This window comes from Marinobacter profundi, assembly GCF_002744715.1.
Lineage (GTDB): Bacteria > Pseudomonadota > Gammaproteobacteria > Pseudomonadales > Oleiphilaceae > Marinobacter > Marinobacter profundi.
The window spans coordinates 452,331-470,799 of record NZ_KZ319370.1 but is presented as its reverse complement, the minus strand read 5'-3'; the positions used below and the strand labels follow the sequence as shown (position 1 = coordinate 470,799).

Below are 18,469 nucleotides of genomic sequence, written 5' to 3'. Positions count from 1 at the left end.
ATGAAGAAACAGCTGTTGCTGATCCGCCATGCCAAATCCAGCTGGGACGATCCCTACCTGGATGACCGGGACCGCCCGCTGAATGACCGGGGGCTGCAGCAACTCAGCGTAATGGCCGGCCCGCTGGCACACCTGGGGGCGTTTGACGGCCCGGTGTTTGTCAGCACCGCGGCCCGCGCACGGGAAACCTTCGAAGGGCTGGCGGACCACCTCCCCGGCCGCGACCTGGTCCGCCATGTCCGCTACCAGCACGCCCTCTACAGCTTCAGCCACAAGGACCTGCTCACCTGGTTAAAGAAGCACGGCGGCGATTACCCGCAGATTACCCTGGTGGGTCATAACCCGGCGCTGCTCGACCTGGCCCGTTACCTGGCCCCCGACGCCCCGGACGCCCTCCCCACCTGCACGATGATTCACCTGACCCTGGCGACGGACTCCTGGAGCAAACTGAAAAAACACTGCGGCAAGGTCAAGGCGCAACTCACCCCGGCGGTGGCGGATTACGGCCAGTTCCAGCGCAAGGCACCCGTTGTGTGCGACGACCATCAGGCGCCACTCCACAAGCGCCTGCCGAAAGCCCTGGCCAGCCGCTACCAGCTGATCCGCGCCCTGGAGCCCGGCGTCGCCGCCGGATTCGATCCGGAATTTCTCCACCAGTACCGCATCAACCTGCGCAGCAGCCGCGCCATCGTGGAGTCCCTTGAAGAAATCACCTGTGACCGGGACCTGAAACGGCCGCTTGCTACGCTCAAGCACTGGGCGAGGGCCACCAGCACGCTGCGGGACCTGGATGTGTTCCTGCTGTCTCTGCAGCAATGGATCCGGCAGGATCGGGAACTGCAGCCGGAGACCCGCCGGGCCCTGGCGGAAGCCGGTGCGGCGACATGGTTTGGCGACTGGCAACACCGCGAACACCAGAACCTGTGCCGGACAATCCACGGCAAGGACTACCAGCAAGACATGCAACACTGGCTGACCTGGCTGGTCTCCGAGGACTTCCGCCAGCGGCTGAAAACCATCGATGCCAGCGCCATCCGCGACACCCTGGTGCCCCGCATCAACCGCTACAACAGCGAACTGGCCGCTCTGACAGCGGACTCACCGGACGACGACCTGCACCGGTTGCGCAAGGCCCTCAAACGCATTCGCTACCTGACCGAGCTGGATGCCACCGCCTCGGCGGTATTGCTGAAGGAATTGAAGAAGCGCCAGAAAGCCTATGGCAACTTCCAGGACCTGTGCGTCCAGATCGACCTGCTGACCCGCTTCCTGGCCGCCGATGCGGCCCGGCCCATCACCCCGGACCATCGGGCCGCTATCGTTGCACTCATTGCACGGCTGGAAGACCAGAAACAGGAGGTGCGTGCCGGGCTGCTGGGCCTACGGGCACTGCCCGCCCCCTTTGGCGGCTGAGCCAGGAAGCCCGTGGGGCGGTTACGCCAAGCCGCGGATAAACACCGCCGGGCGCACCGGTAACCCGGCCAGCAGACCGGTCACCTCACGCTTGAGCCGCCCCGCCTTGCCGGGCCAGTTGGCCGGCAGGCTGATCTCCAGCATCAGGTCCGGCCCCACCTTCGCCATTCTGACCTGCTCCGGTTCCAGCCCCACTGACGTCAGCGCCTCGTGAACCTCTTCCGTCAGCCCGGCGGGCGGCGCCGCCCGCATCAGTTCCCTGACCGCACCGGTCAGCATCTTCAGCGGCACCGTGACAAAATAACCGGAGATCAGCACCATCATCAGCGGGTCGGCATACACCGCCAGCGCCGACCAGCGGCTCTGCTCCAGCCACCAGGCTGCTCCGAACCCGACCAGCACGGCCGCACTCAGCGCGGTGTCCATCAGCCACTGGCGATGCTCTGCCAGCAACAGGCCGGAGCCGGTCCGGCCGTTGGCCCACACCAGGTATAACCAGACCGCAAAACACCCGGCCACGCTCACCGCGGCAAACACCAGCGCCATATCCGCATCCACCGGGCGGCCGCCCTCAAACAGCGACACCAGGGCAGAAATCATTGACAGCACACACACCAGCGTAATCACCAGCCCCTTGACGGCAATCACCAGCGGCTCCACCGCACCATGGCCAAACGGGTAATCATCCGACGCAGGCCGACGCACCAACCGGGCGGCATACAGGGACAACAGTGACAGCGCCAGGCTGACCAGGGAATAGGCGCCGTCAAACAGAATTACCAGAGAATCGATCCACAAGCCCCAGCTGATACCGGCAAGCGCAAACAGGCCAGCGGCAAAGGCAGACAGGGTGAGCGCCATATTTTCCCGCGCTATAAACTTCAACATTTTGATCTCCCGTGAATTACCGGCCATAGTAGCGGCATGCACGCGACAGCGTGAGTCGGTGAGCGCCGGAAAATCCGGCGCCTGGAGAATCCGCTTGAAAACCTCCCAGATCAAAGTGTTCCTCGCCGTGGTCCGCAACGGCACCATTGCGGCTGCCGCCCGGGAACTGAACCGCAGCCGTACCACCGTCAGCACCGTGCTCGCCGCCCTCGAAGACGAGCTCGGCGTGGAGCTGTTCGAACGCAGTGGCAACCAGCTTCACCTGACCGCCATCGGCAGTGCCATCGTGACCGACTGCCGCCGCTTCGACCAGGTGGCCGGCCAGATCATGGCCCGCTGCCAGCATCACCTCAGCGGCGCCGAGTCGGTCCTGCGCATTGCCCGGGACGACTCCATTCCCGAACCGGTCTGGCGCGACCTCCTCAAGCGCCTGAAAACCCGCTTCCCGCAGACCAGCCTGTCGGTTTACCTGGCACCGCCGCGGGAGCTGCCTTCACTGGTCAACAGCCAGTCGGTCGATGTCGCCTATGGCCTGATGCCGCAACTGATGAACGAAGGCTACCAGTGGTTCCGTGAACTGGCCGACGTCCGCATGCTTACGGTCGCCGCACCTGACCACCCGCTCAGTCAACTCAAGCGGGTAACCCAGGACGACCTGGTGCGCCACACCGAAGTCACCCTCGCCTACCTGCAGGACGACCTGCTGGTAGCCGAATCCCCGGAAACCGCCAACTACCTGGCCTTCACCCAGTACGAACTGATCCGCGACGCGGTCATCGACGGCGCCGGCTGGGCCGACCTGCCGCTACCGCTGATCACCGACGCCCTGCGCCAGCGCCAACTGACCGTGGTGCATCACCGCAGCGCGAAATGGTGGAAGGTGTTCAGCGCCCTGGAATCGGAGCAGGCGCAAGGGGGCGCCGTGGTGGGCTGGCTGGCGGATGAGCTGGAGGGCTATCTTGAAGACTATCTTGACGGCGAACCGGAGGGGCCGGCCGCAGCGGCAGCTGAAGTAACGCCGCCGCCATGATCCGGGCGGCTCAGGGGTTCATGGTCCCACACCACCGTCCCCGGCGGCGCCTTCCTCATCGCACTTCTTGCAGTTCAACTCAAATCCCAGCATGGCCGCCCGCCCTTCCGGCGTTATCACCCAGGGCCGGTTAACCCAGGGCGGATCATGACGCACATGCTGGTTATGCCCACAGGCCAACCGGGCAACCCAATGCTGCTCTTCATCCTGGTGGAAGGCGACGATGGGCTGTTTCATGGTGCACGCCGCTCTCTGCCCATCCAGGCCGACCAGGAATAAATCCCCAGCGCCACCCAGATCATCACGAAGCTCATCAGCTTCTCGGTGCTCAGCGGTTCGTTGAACACCAGCAGCGCAATCAGGAACTGGATGGTGGGGTTGATGTACATCAGGAAGCCGACGGTGGCCAGGCGCAGCCTGCGGGCGGCGCCGGCGAAGGCCAGCAGGGGGATGGCGGTGACGATGCCGCTGGAGATCAGCAGCAGGGTCATGCTGGTGTCGCCGGTGAAGTGGGACAGGTCGTAACTGCTCAGCAGCGCCAGGGCCAGCAGGGCCACCGGTAACAGCAGCAGGGTTTCGACAAACAGCCCGGACAGGCCGTCCAGTTCGACTTTCTTGCGGAACAGACCGTAGGTGCCGAAGCTGAAGGCCAGCACCAGGGTGATCCAGGGCACCACGCCGAGCAGGAACAGCTGGTAGAGGATGGCTACGGTGGCCAGGCCGATGGCCACGCCCTGCAGGCGGCTGATGGTTTCCCGCAGGATCAGCATGCCCATGGCCACGTTTACCAGCGGGGTGAGGAAGTAACCGAGGCTGGCCTGCAGGACATGGCGGGTTTCCACAGCGTAGATGTAGACACCCCAGTTGAGGGCTATGAACAACGCACAGCCGAGCACGTAACCGAGTTTTTCGGGGTGGGCCAGCGCGGTTGTGACCGGTTGCCAGCGTTTCAGCACGCTGATGACGATGGCAAGGAACACGCAGGACCAGATCACCCGGTGAAGCAGCACCTCGTAGGCGGGCACTCCCCCGAACAGCGCGAAGTAGAGCGGAAAGCTGCCCCACATGGTGTAGGCAGCCAGGCCGTAGAGAACACCTTTGGTGGCTTCGGGAGTGGCGTTTTTCATAGCTTCCTCATCATCAGGTCACACCAATCTAGCACACTGCCGGGGACGGAGCCTCCTCGACCAACGTCGGTCCGGCTTGGGCCACCCGGCTCAGAGGCAGCAGGCTTTGTACTTCTTGCCGCTGCCACAGGAGCATGGGTCATTACGGCCGGGTTTCAGGGTGCCCTCGGTGGTCCGGCCACTGAGGTAGTACCAGCGGCCGGCTTCGCGCAGGAAGTCGGAGTGTTCTTCGAGATAACCCCAACCACTGCCGGCTCGGTAAATGGCGCGGAAATGCACGCTGCCGCGGTCTCCGGTGGTAGCGCTGTCGAACACCTGCAACGAGGTCCAGGCGGGAGCGTGATCGAGGTCCAGGAGTTCCTGGGGACAGACCCGAGGTCTGTCCCCTGTGGGGGGCGGGTCTTGGGGACAGACCTCAGGCCTGTCCCCGGTCGGGGTAGCGTGGCCTGCCGGCGTTGGGCGGGTGTCGGGGTGCCAGGTGGCGAGCAGATAGTCCGCCTGCTTGAGCACAAAGGCCGTGTAGCGGGACCGCATCAGGGCTTCGGGGCCAGGAGCCGGCTGGCCCTGGTGCCAGCGCTGGCAGCAGTCGGCATAGCTGGCCTGGCTGCCGCAGGGGCAACGCATCGTTTGGGGGTGAACAGGATCGGAGGAAACAGTATCGGGGTGAGAGGTCATTGGTCGCCTTTCGTTCCATGCGAGTTCGGTGGACGCAGTTTATCAGGACTGCAAAGTCTTCGCCGTGCACACCCTGTCCAGCCAGCCCGTACAGCCAACTCTGTACAGCCAACCCTGTCCAGCCAACCCCAGTCAGCCAGTCCACAGGCGCGCCCGGAACCGGCTTTGGCGCCACAGCAATGCTACCCAGAGGGCGTGCAGGTTCAGCAACAGTGCCAGCACCCACTCAAAGGCGTCGTCCCGCCGGCTGTAAAACTCCGGTGCAACGCCGTTGAGTATTACCGTGAGGATGCCGATACCCAGGGTCAGCTGGCACAGCCATAGCAGGCGTTGCCCGGCCTGTTGCCAGCGGGGCTGGTGCGCCAGGGCTGAACTCAGCAGCAACTGGTTGATGAAGGTGAGCGAGAAATACAGCACAACCCCGATCCGCCGCACCAGGTTGAAGCCCTCACCGCCGTGGCCCAGAGCCAGGGTGTAGGCCGCCAGCGCCAGGCTGGCAATCAGGCCGAGGGCTGGCAGCCAGCGGATGCCCCGGGTCGTGCAACCCAGCTGGCGCAGCCAGCGGGCGTTCAGCCACCACCACAGGATGCCCAGCGTTGCCGCCGGCAGCATGGTGCCCTTGAAGATAAAATACGAGGTGCCATGGCGGCCGGTACGACTGATACTGGTACAGCTGTCCCAATAAGGAATGCAGGCATCGATATGCCCCTCCAGCACCGAGACCCCGAAGGTGAGGTGGATGGTAAGCAGGGGAATCAGCCCGGCGGCCAGCGCCAGCCACCAGAGCGGGATGCCGTCGGGTTTGGAAGCCATACCTGGGAACGTCCGCTATGCCTGTTGCTCCTCAAGCATAGCGGTAGCGACAGCTTTTGCCGAGGCAGCCGGGGAAGAGGCCTCTCGGTTACGGGCTCAGCCCCGGGTGATTACCGCCATGGTGAGACGGGAGATGCAGGTGACCTTGCCCTCTTCATTTTCAATGCGGATTTCCCAGACTTGGGTCGTGCTGCCGATGTGGACAGCTCGGGCGGTACCATAGACCCAGCCACTGGCGACCGAACGGATGTGGTTGGCGTTGATGTCGAGGCCCACTGCCACCTGGTTGTCATGTTTGAGGCAGCAGTTGGCCGCCATGCTGCCCAGGGTTTCCGCCAGCACCACCGAAGACCCGCCGTGAAGAATACCGAACGGCTGTACCGTGCGGTGATCCACCGGCATGCGTCCCTTGACGTAGTCGTCTCCGATTTCCAGGTATTCGATGCCCATATGGGCCACGGCCGTGTTCTTGCTGCGCTCGGCCATGTCTTCAAGTTTCGGGGTGCGGGTCCAGATTGCCATGCGGTTGTTCTCTCCTGATGGGTATCCCGGCAAAACGGGGGAATGATGAATCAATCAGCAGAGTCTATACCGGTAGCATGCGAACCACCATCCTGCGGATGCCGGCGGGCGGGGCTCAGTAGGCCCCGCGAATGATCTCGATACCCGGGCCGAGGGCATCGCGCCAGGCGCGGTCGAGGTCGGGAGTGTACTCGGGGTCGTGCTTGCGCACGGTGGTCATCAGGGCGTCCAGCCATAAGTTGTACCACTCCGGCGGAATGTTGTAGCCGGTGCGGTCGTGGCTCTCGCCCAGGGCCTTCAGCTTGCGGTCAGACATGCCACGGGCATGGAGAACCAGCTGCAGGATGCCTGCACGCAGGAGGTGGCGCTGGGCCGGCATGTCGGTATTCACAAAGCGCTGGCGAATAGCATCCGAGCTGCCCATGAAGTAGCTGTAAAAATCCACGAAAAACTCGTCGCGGTTGCAGCAGCGACCGTAACTCTGGAACACCAGATCACTCTTGGAAATCTTCATTGGCAGGGCCTCCTTTGCGCGAAGCGGCGGAGGTTACAGCAGCCACCGGAGCGCCACCAGAGTGCCTTCGACTTCTACTTATGAGACAAATGTCCAATATCCTGGCACCTGACAGGCCATCAGGAACGCCCCTCAATACACCCGCACCAGCTCCCCTTTCTGCCAGCCCAGACGACCGGTTTCTGTTACCTGCCGGCGGATGCCCGGCACCGGCCGGATCATGAACAGGTCGCCGTTGCGACCGACCAGCGTCTTCGGCACGCCACAGTCGCGGGCGATGCGGGCGTGGGTCGCCATGTGGACGTCTTCACCATGCACCGGAATCGCCAGTGCCGGCTGTACCCAGCCATACATCGCCCGCAGTTCGTCCTCCGCCGGATGACCGGAGGCGTGAATCGGGATGCTGGATGACTCGGCCGTCACCACCTCAATGCCCTGCCCGCGGAGCTGGCCGATCAGCGCCTCGATGGCGTCTTCGTTGCCGGGGATGGCACGGGCACTGAAGATCACCCTGTCACCGGCTTCCAGTTCCAGGTCGGGATGGGTCCCCATCGCCAGCCGGCGCAGCGCGGTGCGCGGTTCGCCCTGACTGCCGGTGGCCACCACCAGCACTTCCTCCCGTGGCAGGTAGCCCAGGTGGCCCGGGTTGATCAGCTCATCGGCCCGGTCCCACAGGCCCGCGGCCTTGGCGGCACCGCTCATGTTGACCAGTGAGCGCCCCAGCAGTCCCATGTAGCGACCGGTCTCCCGGGCAATCTGTGCCAGCGTGTGCAGGCGGGCAATGTTACTGCCAAAACAGGCCACCACCACCCGGCCACGGGCAGAGCCAATCGCCGCCAGCAGGCCCTCGTGCAGCACCGCCTCGGACGTGGAGTGGCCACTGACGGTCGCATTGGTGGAATCACACACCATGGCAGTCACCCCCTCGTCCGCCAGCGCGCGGAAGGTGGCGGGCGAGTAGCCATGGCCCACCAGGGGGTGGTCATCCAGCTTCCAGTCGCCACTGTGAAAGATGTTGCCGGCCGGGGTACGGATCATCAGGGCGTTGGGGTCCGGTATGGAGTGGGTCAGCGCCAGCCACTGCACTTCGAAGGGGCCGATGCGGCGACGCTGGTCCACCTCCACCACATGGATCGGCACCCGGTGCAGCAGATCAAACTCCGCCAGCTTGCGACGAAGGATTTCGGCGGTGAACCGGCTGGTGTAGATGGGGCATTGCAGCAGTGGCCACAGGTAAGGCACCGCACCGATATGGTCTTCATGGGCGTGGGTGATGATCAGCCCCGCCAGCTGGTCACGCCGGTCGGCTATAAATTCCGGATCGGCCATCTGCACCGGCGGCTCGCCCCGGTGATGGACGGTGCCGTCGGCCGCAATCCGCCCCGGTTTCGGGAAGGTGACGCCACAGTCCACCATCAACCACTGGCCGTCGTGGCCGTACAGATTCAGGTTCATACCGATCTCACCGGTGCCGCCCAGCGGCAGGAACCAGAGGTCATGTTGGTCAGGTGTCATGCTGGCCTGGTGTCACAGTGGTCAGGTGCCATGTTGTACTGCCTGTAGTTATGATGACTGAAACCCTAAGGTAAACCGGCATTGCTGGCAAATGATCGAGACTCATGCACATTCTTGTCGTCGATCTGGAAGCTACCTGCTGGCAGGGCCACCTGCCCGGCACCGTGCGCCGGCAAACGGTGAATGACATGGAGGTACTGGAGATCGGTTGCGCCCTGGCTACTGCCGACGGCAATGTCCTGGACTCGGCCAGCTTCCTGGCGCGGCCGGTGCTGCGCCCCCGGCTCAGCGAGTTCTGCCGCGAACTTACCGGCATCCGCCAGCAGGATGCCGATCGCGCACCCCACTATGGCGAGGCGGTGGCGCAGCTGAATGCCTGGCTGGCCGACAAGCCCGCCATCGATCTTTGGGTCAGCTGGGGCGATTACGACTTTTACCAGCTGGAGGCTGAATTCTACCGCAACCACTGTGCTCCGGCATTTATGGCCCGCCCTCACCTCAACCTCAAGCTGGCCTGGCGCAAAACCACCGGCCTGCAAGGCCGGATGGATTTTGCGGACGTGCTGGCCCATCACCGGCTGGATTTCGAGGGCCGCCCCCATCGCGGCGTCGACGATGCCCGCAACGCCGCCCGCTTGCTGCGCCATATCGACAGCCGATACCTCCGCCTCCACCTGCAGTGGCACTCCCGCCAGGTATTGCGTCACCTGGGGGTGAAACCCGGCCTGTTGCGTTACCTGCTGCCGGGGATGGCTGCCCGCTGGTAGCGACCGGCGCTTCCGCGCTGACGACAGCTACTTTTTGGCCATGTTGCCGTTGAGGATCAGGTAACAGGCATAACCGATGACCACTCCCCAGAACGCCGAGGACAAGCCGAACAACGACAGTCCGGAGGCCGTCACAATGAACGTGATCAGCGACGCCTCGCGGTGACTGGCGTCATCCAGTGCGGCATGCAGGTTGCCGGCAATGGCCCCCAACAGGGCGAGGCCCGCCAGCACCGCGACAAAGGCGGCGGGCAACGAAGTGAACAGGGCCACGATGGTGCCGGCAAACAGGCCACCGACCAGGTAGAACACCCCGTTGAATACCCCGGCCACATAACGCCGGTCCGGATCCTCATGGGCATCCTTGCCAGTGCAGATGGCGGCAGTGATGGCGGCCACCACGGTGGTAATCCCGCCAAACAGCGCCATCGGCAGGGACACCAGGCTGGTCACCGCAATCACCGGCTTGGCTTTGACCCGGTAACCCGCCCCCTGCAGGATCGCCATACCCGGCAGGAACTGTCCGGTAAGGCTGACCAGCACCAGCGGGATCGCCAGGCTGAGGGTTGCGCCCAGATTCCACTGTGGAACGATAAGCTGCGGTACCGCCAGGCTGAGGCGCACCCCGGCCAGCGAGGCACCCTCCAGCACCACCGCCAGCAGCACGCCGACCATGAGCAGCAGGACCAGGGTGTATTTCGGCCACAGCCGGCGGAACACCACATACGCCACCAGCATGCCGATCGCCAGTGCCGGGGTGGTTTCGATAGCCGCGAAGGCACCGATACCAAACTGGAACAGGATGCCGGCCATCATGCCGGCGGCCACGCCTTTGGGAATGGCCCTGACAATGGCATCGAAGGTACCGGACACGCCGATGATGAAAATGATCACCGCGGCCGTGAGGTAGGCACCCACCGCCTCGTTCAGTGACAACCCGGGAAACAGCGCCACCAGCAGGGCGGTGCCCGGTGCCGACCAGGCGGTGACCACCGGCGCCCGCAGCCACAGCGACAGCACAATGCCGGAGATGGCCGCCCCCATGGAAATGGCCCAGACCCAGGAGGTCATCATCTGGGGCGGAATGTCGGCCGCTGAACCGGCCTGGAAAAAGATCGCCAGCGGACCGGCATAGGAGACCAGTACTGCCAGAAAGCCGGCGGCAACCGCCGACACCGACAGGTCTCCGAACAAACGGGTCATAAGTTCATCCTTAATGATCTGCGAAGCAACAAGCTTAGCCAAAAAAGAGCCCCGCACGCTCGCGCGCCGGGGCTAAAGAGGGGTATGACAGACAAGTCGATGTCCCTCGGGGTCGCTTCAACGTTCTGAAGTCAGTTGCCTGCTGCCATGCCGAGCTCCGGTTGCGCCTGCTTCAGCCGGAAGCGACGCCCTACCAGGGCGATGGCAATGGTGGCGATGGCGCCGGGAATGGCCAGCACCAGGAAATTCATCTGGTGCGGCAGCGCCAGCGCCAACAAGGTGCCGCCCAGCATCGGGCCGACGATGGCCCCGTTACGGCCAATGCCGGAGGCCCAGCCCAGTCCGGTGGAGCGGATACTGGTGGGATAGTACTGGGCGACATAGGCGTACAGCAGAATCTGCGAACCGATGGTGGTGGCGCCGGCAATCCCCATCAGGGTGTACAGCAGCCACATCGGGTTCGGGTAACCCAGGGCAATCAACGAACCGGAACCCAGGATAAAGAAGGACACCAGGACCGAACGCAGGGAGAACCTGTCGGCCAGCCAGCCGCCACCCACGGCACCGATAATGGCGCCGATGTTGAGCACCATCAGGAACATCAGGCTGGAACTGAGCGGATAGCCGGCGGCGGACATCAGCTTCGGCAGCCAGGAACCCAGCGCGTAAACCATCAACAGGCAGTTAAAGAAGGCCACCCAGAACATCATCGTGCTCATGGCACGGCCACCGCGGAACAGCTCCAGTACCGGCGCCTTGTTTTCCGCCACCGGCGGCACGGTCAGCACGTCCTGGCTGGTGATGTGTTTGAACGGTGCGACTTTCTGGAGAATCGCCCGGGCCTCGGTTTCACGCTTTTGCGCCATCAGGAAGGCCACGGACTCCGGCAGGAAACGGATCATCACCGGCAGGATCAGCAGTGGCACAGCGGCCAGCCAGAACATGATCTGCCAGCCGAAGTTGGGCACAATCCAGATTCCCAGGCCGGCAGACATCATGCCGCCCACCGCGTAGCCGCTGAACATCAGCGCCACCAGGGTGCTGCGCTTGCGCGCGGGGGAATATTCACTCATCAGCGACACCACGTTGGGCATCACGCCACCGATTCCGAGGCCGGCAATAAACCGCAGTATGCCGAACTGCCAGGCGTTGGTGGCAAATCCGTTGATCACCGTGGTGAGACTGAACAGCACCACGCAGATCAGAATGACTTTTTTGCGGCCCCATTTATCGGACAGCATGCCGAAGCCCATCGCGCCGAACATCATGCCAAACAGGGCACTACTGCCGAGCAGGCCGGCCACGTAAGGGTTGAGGTTCCACTGCTCCATCAACAGCGGCAGCACCACGCCATAGATCACCAGGTCGTAGCCGTCGAAAATGATGATCAGGGTGCACCAGAAGAGGACCTTCCAGTGGAAACCATTAAAGCTTGCGTTATCGATAACGTCGTTGACGTCGATATTTCTCATGGGTCTGTTGCTCCGAGTGTTGTTGTTGTCTTCGGGTGTGTTGACCAGGGGACAGACCAGAGGTCTGTCCCCGACTACTACTTCTCTACTTCGGGGACTGACCTTTGGTCTGTCCCCGGAGGTTAGAAAAGGGACAGACCAGAGGTCTGTCCCTGTACTGCCTTACCCGCAGTCCCCTCCCGCTACCGGAAGGATGGTGCCGGTGATATAGCTGGCGGCATCGGACGCCAGGAACAGGATCGGCTCGGCCTGTTCGTCCAGGGTGCCGTAGCGGTGCATGAAGCTGCTGGCATTGGTCTGGTCGATCAGGGTCTGGTACCAGCCCTTCTCCTGCTCGCCCTGCGCTTCGGTATTGCGCGGGGTCAGCCGGGGGGGCGCCTCGGTACCGCCGGGAGCGGTGGCGTTGACGCGGATGTTGTGGCCGGCGTATTCGAAGGCCAGGTTGACGGTCATGCCGTTCACCCCGGCCTTGGCGGCGCCGTAAGGCACTCGCATCAGGCCGCGGGTGGCGACGGATGACACATTCACAATGGCCCCGCCCTTCTGCTCCACCATGTAGGGCAACACCGCACGGCAGCACCACAGGGTGGGAAACAGCGAGCGCTGGATTTCCTTCTGGATCTGTTCGGGCTGGTAATGCTCGAACGGCTGGGCCCAGATGGTGCCACCCACGTTATTGATCAGGATGTCGATGCGGCCGTACTGCTCATGGGCCTTGGCCATCACCATTTCCGCGCCTTCCCAGGTTTCCAGGTTGGCCTGCACGGCCACGGCTTCGGCGCCCTGGTCACGCAGTTCGGCGGCCACGCCCTGGACGTAATCGGCGATGTCTACCAGCACCAGGCGGGCACCTTCGGCGGCGGCCAGTTCCGCCACCCGCTTGCCGATGCCCTGGGCGGCCCCGGTAACCACCATGACCTTGGCGGTGAAGCGCGGCGTCATGCCACCTTCTCCTCAACCGCGGTCACGCTCGGGGTGAACTTCTCGTAGTGGAAGGAATTCGGTTCAATGCCCTGCTCGCGGAAGTAGCCCAGTACCGCGTCCACCATGGGAGGCGGCCCGCACAGGTAGACATCCACGTCGCCGTCGTTCAGCGGCGCGCCTTCCATGTGATTGGTCACATAGCCCTTGCGGGGATGGCTGCTGTCGTCGCTGGCGACCACGGTGGCAAAGCTGAAGTTGTCCAGCTCGGCGGCAAAGGCTTCGAGGGCCGCCACGCACACCAGGTCCTCGTCGTTGGTCACGCCGTAGATCAGGTGCACCGGCTGGTCACAGCCGTTGGCCTTGAGGTGCTCCAGCATCGACAGGAACGGCGCCAGGCCGGTTCCGCCGGCCAGCATCAGCACCGGACGCGCCACCGGACGCAGGTAGAAGCTGCCCATCGGCCCGGTCAGCGTCAGCTCGGCACCGGTCTTGGCGGTGCCCACCAGGTAGCTGCTCATCAGGCCGCCGGGCACGTTGCGGATCAGGAAGCTGAGGTCGCGGCTACCCGGCTTCGAGCTGAACGAGTAGGCCCGGGTTTCCTGGGTGCCGGGCACCCTGATGTTCATGTACTGGCCCGGCAGGAAGCCCACATCCGCCGCCGCGGTGATTTTCAGCTCGATGGCGGTGGCGGAGATCAGGTTGACCTCGGCCACGGTGCCGGCCACTTCGGCAATTCCGGTCTTGCACATGGTGGAGGCCACGGGGATCTCCACCACGCAATCGCTGGAGGGCACCATCTGACAGGTCAGGATCTTGCCCTGTTCGGCTTCTTCGTCAGACAGCGCTTCGTCGATGTACTCCTCGCCCAGGTCAAACTCGCCCTGGTGACAGGAACCCTTGCAGGTGCCGCACACGCCGTCGGAACAGTCCATGGGCAGGTTGATCTGGTTACGGTAGGCCGCATCCAGCACCGTTTCACCCTCGTTGCAGGAGATGAAACGGGTAACGCCGTCTTCGAAGTTAAGCGCGATGTTGTAACTCATGATGATGCTCTCCCCATCAATTACAGGTGGTAGATATCAATCACCTGATTGATGTAATCGTTGTTCAGGATCACCTTCTTCTCGGTAATCAGCGGTTGCTCGCCACTGACATCCAGGGTGTAGAAGGAGGTACCGAAAAAAGTCTGGGTCTTGTGGTAGCGGTGGCTGTTGGTCTGCCAGTTGAAGCGCAGTTTCACCGTGTCACCGTCCCGCTCCAGGATTTCCAGGTTGGTGGTCAGGTGCGTAGTGCGCGGCTCCGGCATCGAACTGGCGCCGGAGCGCTCAGTCTTGATGCGGTACACCCGGTCTTCCAGACCCTGACGGTTCGGGTAATAGATCAGCGAGATCTCGGTTTGCGGATCTTCGGTCAGCTGGTCTTCATCGTCCCAGGACGGCATCCAGTAGGTAACGTCTTCGTGGTAGCACTGCAGCCACTGGTCCCACTGGCGGTCATCCAGCAGACGGGCCTCGCGGTAGACAAACGCCTGGATCTGTTCGAAGGTCATGCTCATGCGGAAGCCTCCTCTGAGGAAACGGTAGAGAGAGAAATGAAACGGGCGCGCTCGGTGTCGATGGCCCTGGTCATCTCTTCCACCCAATGCTGGTGGTGAGTGACATACAGGCCTTCGTCTTCGGGCTTGGCGCCGCTGAGGATGGGCTTCAGGCCGATGGCCCTGGCACCTTCGTCCGGGCCTTCGATCCAGTGCTTGGCACCACGGCTCATGTCGTTCCACTTCAGGCCGCTGGCTTCGTAGCCTTCCTGGCAGCCGCGGAATTCTTCCAGATCGTCCGGCGTACCCATGCCGCTGACGTTGAAGAAGTCTTCGTACTGGCGAATGCGCTTGGCGCGGTCGGCCGCCGGCTCGTTCTTCGGCGCCCAGCAGTAGATGGTGATTTCGGTCTTGTTGACGGAAATCGGCCGCAGCACCCGGATCTGGGTGGAGAACTGATCCATCAGGTACACATTCGGGTACAGGCACAGGTTCTTGGTGGTGCGAACGATGGAATCGGCGCGGGCTTCACCAAACTGCTCTTCCAGGCGTTTGAGCTGACCGAACACCGGACGCACTTCCGGGTTCATCAGGCGGGTCCACAGCATCATGTGGCCGTTCTCGAAGGAGTAGAAACCGCCCTCGTTGGACCAGCTCTTGGCGTCCACGGCCTCGGTGCCGCCCTTGTCATAGTTACGCTGGCCCATGGTGGACAGGTAGTTCCAGTGCACGGTGCCGACGTGGTAGCCGTCGGCGCCGTTCTCGGCGGTCAGCTTCCAGTTGCCTTCGTAGGTGTAGGTGGAGGCACCACGCAGCACTTCGAGGCCGTCTTCCGCCTGATCAACGATGTTGTCGATGATCTTGGTGGTTTCGCCCAGATACTCCGCCAGCGGCAGCACGTCGGAGCTGAGGCTGCCGAACAGGAAGCCACGGTAGGATTCGAACTTCGGCAGCAGCTTGAGGTCGTGGGAACCCTCGGTGTTGAAGCTGTCCGGGTAGCCGCCTTTCTTCTGGTCACGGGCTTTCAGCAGCTTGCCGTCGTTCTTGAAGGTCCAGCCGTGGAACGGACAGGTGAATGAGGACTTGTTGCCACGCTTTTTGCGGCACAGGGTGGCGCCACGGTGGGAACAGGTATTGAGCATCGCCTTGAGCTCGCCATCCTTGGTACGGGTTATGACAACCGGCTGACGACCGACGGTGGTGGTGAAGTAGTCACCCGGATTCTCCACCTGGCTTTCGTGGGCCAGGTAAATCCAGTTGCCTTCGAAGATGTGCTTCATCTCCAGGTCGAACAGCTCCTGGTCGGTGAAGATGCTGCGGTCACAGCGGTAATGGCCGGTTGTCGGGTCGGCTTCTACCGCCCCGCGGATCTGCTTTTCAAGTCTGTCGAGTTGGCGAGTCATGTTCGTCACTCCATCTTGTTGTTGTGAAGACCGTTTTCCGGGCGCGAGGGGCCCCAGGCCGGCCCGCCTGAGCGGGCCGGTCGGATCACAAAACGTTTCGATTAAGGGTTCGGGACTTAAGCTGCTTCGCCTTCCAGGGCACGCTTGCGCTCATGGCGATCCTGCAGTTCTGCCTTGTCGGTAGAGACCAGCTGGATGTTGAATTCCACCTCGGTAAACGGCTTGTTGAGGCCGAACTGCTCGGCCTTGGCCGGATCCTCGATGCGGTTGGCTTCCACCACCAGCTCTTCGCGGGTTGCGAAGGCAAAATCGTCGTAGGTGTACTCATCACCCGCCAGGTTGATCTGGGTAGTCAGGTGCTTGTAGCCCGGCTTGGAGATGAAGAAGTGGATGTGCGCCGGGCGACGGCCGTGACGACCCAGCAGGTTCAGCAGCGCCTGGGTGGAGCCTTCAGGCGGGCAACCGTAACCAGCCGGAATGATGGACTGGGCGGTGTAACGGCCATTTTCGTCGGTGCGGATGCGGCGACGCAGGTTGTAGTCGCTCTGGGACTGGTCGAAGTAGGAATAGTTGCCCATGGTGTTGGCGTGCCATACATCCACCACGGCATTGACCAGCGGGTTGCCATTCTCGTCCGTCACCTGACCGGTCAGGATCATGGTCTCGGCGCTGTCGTCGGAGCCATCGTCCATGCGGGCGAACCCTTCGTTCATCGGAGCACCGGCGACGTACAACGGGCCTTCGATGGTGCGCGGCGTGCCGCCGGCCAGGCCATTGGCCTCATCTTCGGCATCCATCCGGATGTCGAGGTACTTGTCCATGCCGAGGCCCGGCGCCAGCAGGGCCGCTTCACCGTTCTTGCCCAGGTCGCCGATGTAGTAAACGGCCTGCCAGAACTCTTCCGGGGTAACGTCGAAGTCTTCAACGATCTGGAAAATATCGTGCATCACGCGGTGAACGATCTTCTTCACGCGCTCGTTACCACCTTCCTGGTTAAAGCCGGCGACTTTTTCCAGCAGGTCTTTGACTTCAGCGCTTTGCATGGTTTTAACGGTCATTGTTGATCTCCTCGGTCTTTATTGTTGTTGCTCACATCAACTCATCAGTTGGCAACATCAGTAGTGGCAGCGTCGACGGTGATGCGGCCGGCGCCCGGTTTCCGGTTGGCAGTTGCCGTTACCGGTCATCCTCGTGGATTGAGGACGGGTGCCGGCACAAAGGCGCGACGGTAATATCCATGTAGGGGAACAGCGGCAGATTGCTGATCAGGTCCTGCAGCTCCGCGTTGTCGGCCACATCAAAAATGCTGACGTTGGCGTAGCTGCCGGCCACCCGCCACAGGTGACGCCACTTGCCCTGCTGCTGCAGGTCCTGGGCGTAGGCTTTTTCCCGCGCCTTGATGTCCGCCACTACCTCGGCGGGCATGTCGTGAGGGATATTCACCTTCATCTCAACTTTGAACAGCATGTGCTTTCCTCCTTTTACTGAACTTTCCGGCGTTGCTATCTGCAGCGCCTCAGGCTATCTGGCGACCTCAGGCTTTCCGGCGATAGCGGGCCAGCTTGTCTTCATCGATCTCGACGCCCAGGCCGGGGCCCACAGGCAGGTCAACGCCGTTGTCATGGAAGTTCAGCGGCTTGACCACAATGTCGTCTTTCATCAGCAGCGGGCCGAACATCTCGGTGCCCCAGTGCAGGGTTTCCAGGGTGGACCAGGCATGCAGCGAGGCGGCGGTGCCGATGGTGCCTTCCAGCAGGGTGCCGCCATACAGGCCAACGCCGGCGGCCTGGGCCACCACCGCCTGCTCCAGCGCACGGGCCGGACCACCGGCCTTGGCAATCTTCATGGCGACGGCACCGGAGAAACCGGCGGCCGCCAGGTTGTACATATCCCTGGCGTCGGCAACGGCCTCATCGGCCAGGATGGGCAGGTGGAATTTGGCGGCGAGCCGCACCAGTGCAGCGTGGTCTTTCATCGGCGTCGGCTGTTCGACCAGATCAATGCCGGCGGCCTGCAGCTCGGCCATACCTTTGGCCGCGGAGGCTTCGTCCCAGGCCTGGTTCACATCCACCCGGACGCTCGCGCTGTCGCCAACGGCCGCCTTGATGGCTGCCACATGACGGACATCGTCCAGCACCGGACGGGAACCGATCTTGAGTTTGAAATCGCAATGCCGGCGGGTTTCGATCAGCCCCAGGGCTTCCTCGATATCTTTCGCGGTATCGCCACTGGCCAGCGTCCACAACACCGGCAGGTGCTGGTGCACCGCGCCGCCGAGCAGATCGGACACCGGGCGATTCAGCCGCTTGCCCTGCAGGTCGAGCAGGGCGGTTTCAATGGCGGACCGGGCCAGGTTGTTACCGCGGGTTGAGCGGTTTAACATTACCTTTAAGGTATTGATGTTATCTGCACGCTGGCCAACAAGTTGCGGTGTGAAATAGGTGTCAATGGTAAGCTTTACGCTTTCGGGACTTTCCGGGCCGTAGGCCAGCCCACCGATGGTGGTCGCCTCACCCAGACCTTCAAGCCCTTCGGAATCCTTCATCCGCACGATAACCATGGTCTGAACCCCCATGGTTGTCATCGACAGCTTGTGCGGCCGGATGGTCGGGATATCAACCAGAATGGCTTCGATGGACTGAATGGTCGCGGACATGTGCTCTCCGAAT

20 protein-coding genes are annotated in these 18,469 nt (G+C 62.8%); 3 read left to right on the top strand and 17 right to left on the bottom strand.

The annotated features are described in order from the left end of the window. Positions 1 to 1,413: a CHAD domain-containing protein gene (locus CLH61_RS10105; protein WP_099614580.1), complete on the top strand. Its 1,413-nt coding sequence runs from the start codon at positions 1 to 3 to the stop codon at positions 1,411 to 1,413. Positions 1,414 to 1,434: 21 nt separating this feature from the next. Here CLH61_RS10105 and CLH61_RS10100 read toward each other — a convergent pair whose 3' ends face one another. Continuing rightward, positions 1,435 to 2,301, bottom strand: a complete 867-nt coding sequence (locus CLH61_RS10100) for a cation diffusion facilitator family transporter (protein ID WP_099614658.1) — start codon at positions 2,299 to 2,301, stop codon at positions 1,435 to 1,437. 94 nt (positions 2,302 to 2,395) lie between these two features. Here CLH61_RS10100 and CLH61_RS10095 point away from each other — a divergent pair, with 94 nt between their 5' ends. After that, positions 2,396 to 3,331 carry a LysR family transcriptional regulator gene (locus tag CLH61_RS10095; protein ID WP_099614579.1) on the top strand — a complete coding sequence of 312 codons (936 nt, stop codon included), beginning with the start codon at positions 2,396 to 2,398 and terminating at the stop codon, positions 3,329 to 3,331. A gap of 18 nt (positions 3,332 to 3,349) precedes the next feature. Here CLH61_RS10095 and CLH61_RS10090 read toward each other — a convergent pair whose 3' ends face one another. The 7 genes from CLH61_RS10090 to CLH61_RS10060 form a co-directional block, all read right to left on the bottom strand. Next, complete coding sequence (locus CLH61_RS10090) at positions 3,350 to 3,568, bottom strand: DUF3565 domain-containing protein (RefSeq protein WP_099614578.1); 219 nt, start codon at positions 3,566 to 3,568, stop codon at positions 3,350 to 3,352. Continuing rightward, positions 3,565 to 4,458: an EamA family transporter RarD gene (gene rarD / locus CLH61_RS10085; RefSeq protein WP_099614577.1), complete on the bottom strand. Its 894-nt coding sequence runs from the start codon at positions 4,456 to 4,458 to the stop codon at positions 3,565 to 3,567. Before rarD ends, CLH61_RS10090 begins: the two co-directional genes overlap by 4 nt. A 90-nt stretch (positions 4,459 to 4,548) precedes the next feature. Beyond that, the gene (locus CLH61_RS10080; RefSeq protein ID WP_265734786.1) at positions 4,549 to 5,133 is read right to left on the bottom strand and encodes a YchJ family protein; all 585 of its coding nucleotides are present in this window, start codon (positions 5,131 to 5,133) and stop codon (positions 4,549 to 4,551) included. 132 nt (positions 5,134 to 5,265) lie between these two features. After that, positions 5,266 to 5,946: a hypothetical protein gene (locus CLH61_RS10075; RefSeq protein ID WP_099614576.1), complete on the bottom strand. Its 681-nt coding sequence runs from the start codon at positions 5,944 to 5,946 to the stop codon at positions 5,266 to 5,268. A gap of 96 nt (positions 5,947 to 6,042) precedes the next feature. Beyond that, complete coding sequence (locus tag CLH61_RS10070; RefSeq protein WP_099614575.1) at positions 6,043 to 6,468, bottom strand: hotdog fold thioesterase; 426 nt, start codon at positions 6,466 to 6,468, stop codon at positions 6,043 to 6,045. Positions 6,469 to 6,583: 115 nt separating this feature from the next. Next, entirely contained in the window at positions 6,584 to 6,976 is a 393-nt protein-coding gene (locus tag CLH61_RS10065) for a globin (RefSeq protein ID WP_099614656.1), read from the bottom strand. A gap of 138 nt (positions 6,977 to 7,114) precedes the next feature. Next, complete coding sequence (locus CLH61_RS10060) at positions 7,115 to 8,497, bottom strand: ribonuclease J (RefSeq protein ID WP_099614574.1); 1,383 nt, start codon at positions 8,495 to 8,497, stop codon at positions 7,115 to 7,117. 104 nt (positions 8,498 to 8,601) lie between these two features. Between CLH61_RS10060 and CLH61_RS10055 the strand changes: the two genes are divergently transcribed. Next, positions 8,602 to 9,264, top strand: a complete 663-nt coding sequence (locus CLH61_RS10055) for a 3'-5' exonuclease (protein WP_099614573.1) — start codon at positions 8,602 to 8,604, stop codon at positions 9,262 to 9,264. A 27-nt stretch (positions 9,265 to 9,291) separates the two neighbouring features. On the opposite strand, the gene CLH61_RS10050 is transcribed toward CLH61_RS10055, so the two are convergent. The 9 genes from CLH61_RS10050 to CLH61_RS10010 form a co-directional block, all read right to left on the bottom strand. Beyond that, the gene (locus CLH61_RS10050; RefSeq protein ID WP_265734787.1) at positions 9,292 to 10,482 is read right to left on the bottom strand and encodes a benzoate/H(+) symporter BenE family transporter; all 1,191 of its coding nucleotides are present in this window, start codon (positions 10,480 to 10,482) and stop codon (positions 9,292 to 9,294) included. Positions 10,483 to 10,598: 116 nt separating this feature from the next. After that, on the bottom strand, positions 10,599 to 11,939 hold the full coding sequence (locus CLH61_RS10045; RefSeq protein WP_099614571.1) for an MFS transporter: 1,341 nt from the start codon (positions 11,937 to 11,939) through the stop codon (positions 10,599 to 10,601). A 162-nt stretch (positions 11,940 to 12,101) separates the two neighbouring features. Next, complete coding sequence (gene benD, locus CLH61_RS10040; RefSeq protein ID WP_099614570.1) at positions 12,102 to 12,881, bottom strand: benzoate diol dehydrogenase BenD; 780 nt, start codon at positions 12,879 to 12,881, stop codon at positions 12,102 to 12,104. Beyond that, positions 12,878 to 13,906 carry a benzoate 1,2-dioxygenase electron transfer component BenC gene (benC, locus tag CLH61_RS10035; protein ID WP_099614569.1) on the bottom strand — a complete coding sequence of 343 codons (1,029 nt, stop codon included), beginning with the start codon at positions 13,904 to 13,906 and terminating at the stop codon, positions 12,878 to 12,880. The genes benD and benC overlap by 4 nt, the downstream gene beginning before the upstream one ends. 20 nt (positions 13,907 to 13,926) lie before the next feature. Next, positions 13,927 to 14,418 carry a benzoate 1,2-dioxygenase small subunit gene (benB, locus tag CLH61_RS10030; protein WP_099614568.1) on the bottom strand — a complete coding sequence of 164 codons (492 nt, stop codon included), beginning with the start codon at positions 14,416 to 14,418 and terminating at the stop codon, positions 13,927 to 13,929. Beyond that, a complete protein-coding gene (locus tag CLH61_RS10025; protein WP_099614567.1) occupies positions 14,415 to 15,800 on the bottom strand; it encodes a Rieske 2Fe-2S domain-containing protein in 1,386 nt (461 codons plus the stop codon). Before CLH61_RS10025 ends, benB begins: the two co-directional genes overlap by 4 nt. A 116-nt stretch (positions 15,801 to 15,916) precedes the next feature. Then, a complete protein-coding gene (gene catA / locus CLH61_RS10020; protein WP_099614566.1) occupies positions 15,917 to 16,858 on the bottom strand; it encodes a catechol 1,2-dioxygenase in 942 nt (313 codons plus the stop codon). Between the two features lie 118 nt (positions 16,859 to 16,976). Beyond that, on the bottom strand, positions 16,977 to 17,267 hold the full coding sequence (catC, locus tag CLH61_RS10015) for a muconolactone Delta-isomerase (RefSeq protein ID WP_099614565.1): 291 nt from the start codon (positions 17,265 to 17,267) through the stop codon (positions 16,977 to 16,979). Positions 17,268 to 17,334: 67 nt separating this feature from the next. Beyond that, a complete protein-coding gene (locus tag CLH61_RS10010; protein ID WP_099614564.1) occupies positions 17,335 to 18,456 on the bottom strand; it encodes a muconate/chloromuconate family cycloisomerase in 1,122 nt (373 codons plus the stop codon). Positions 18,457 to 18,469: the final 13 nt, after the last annotated feature.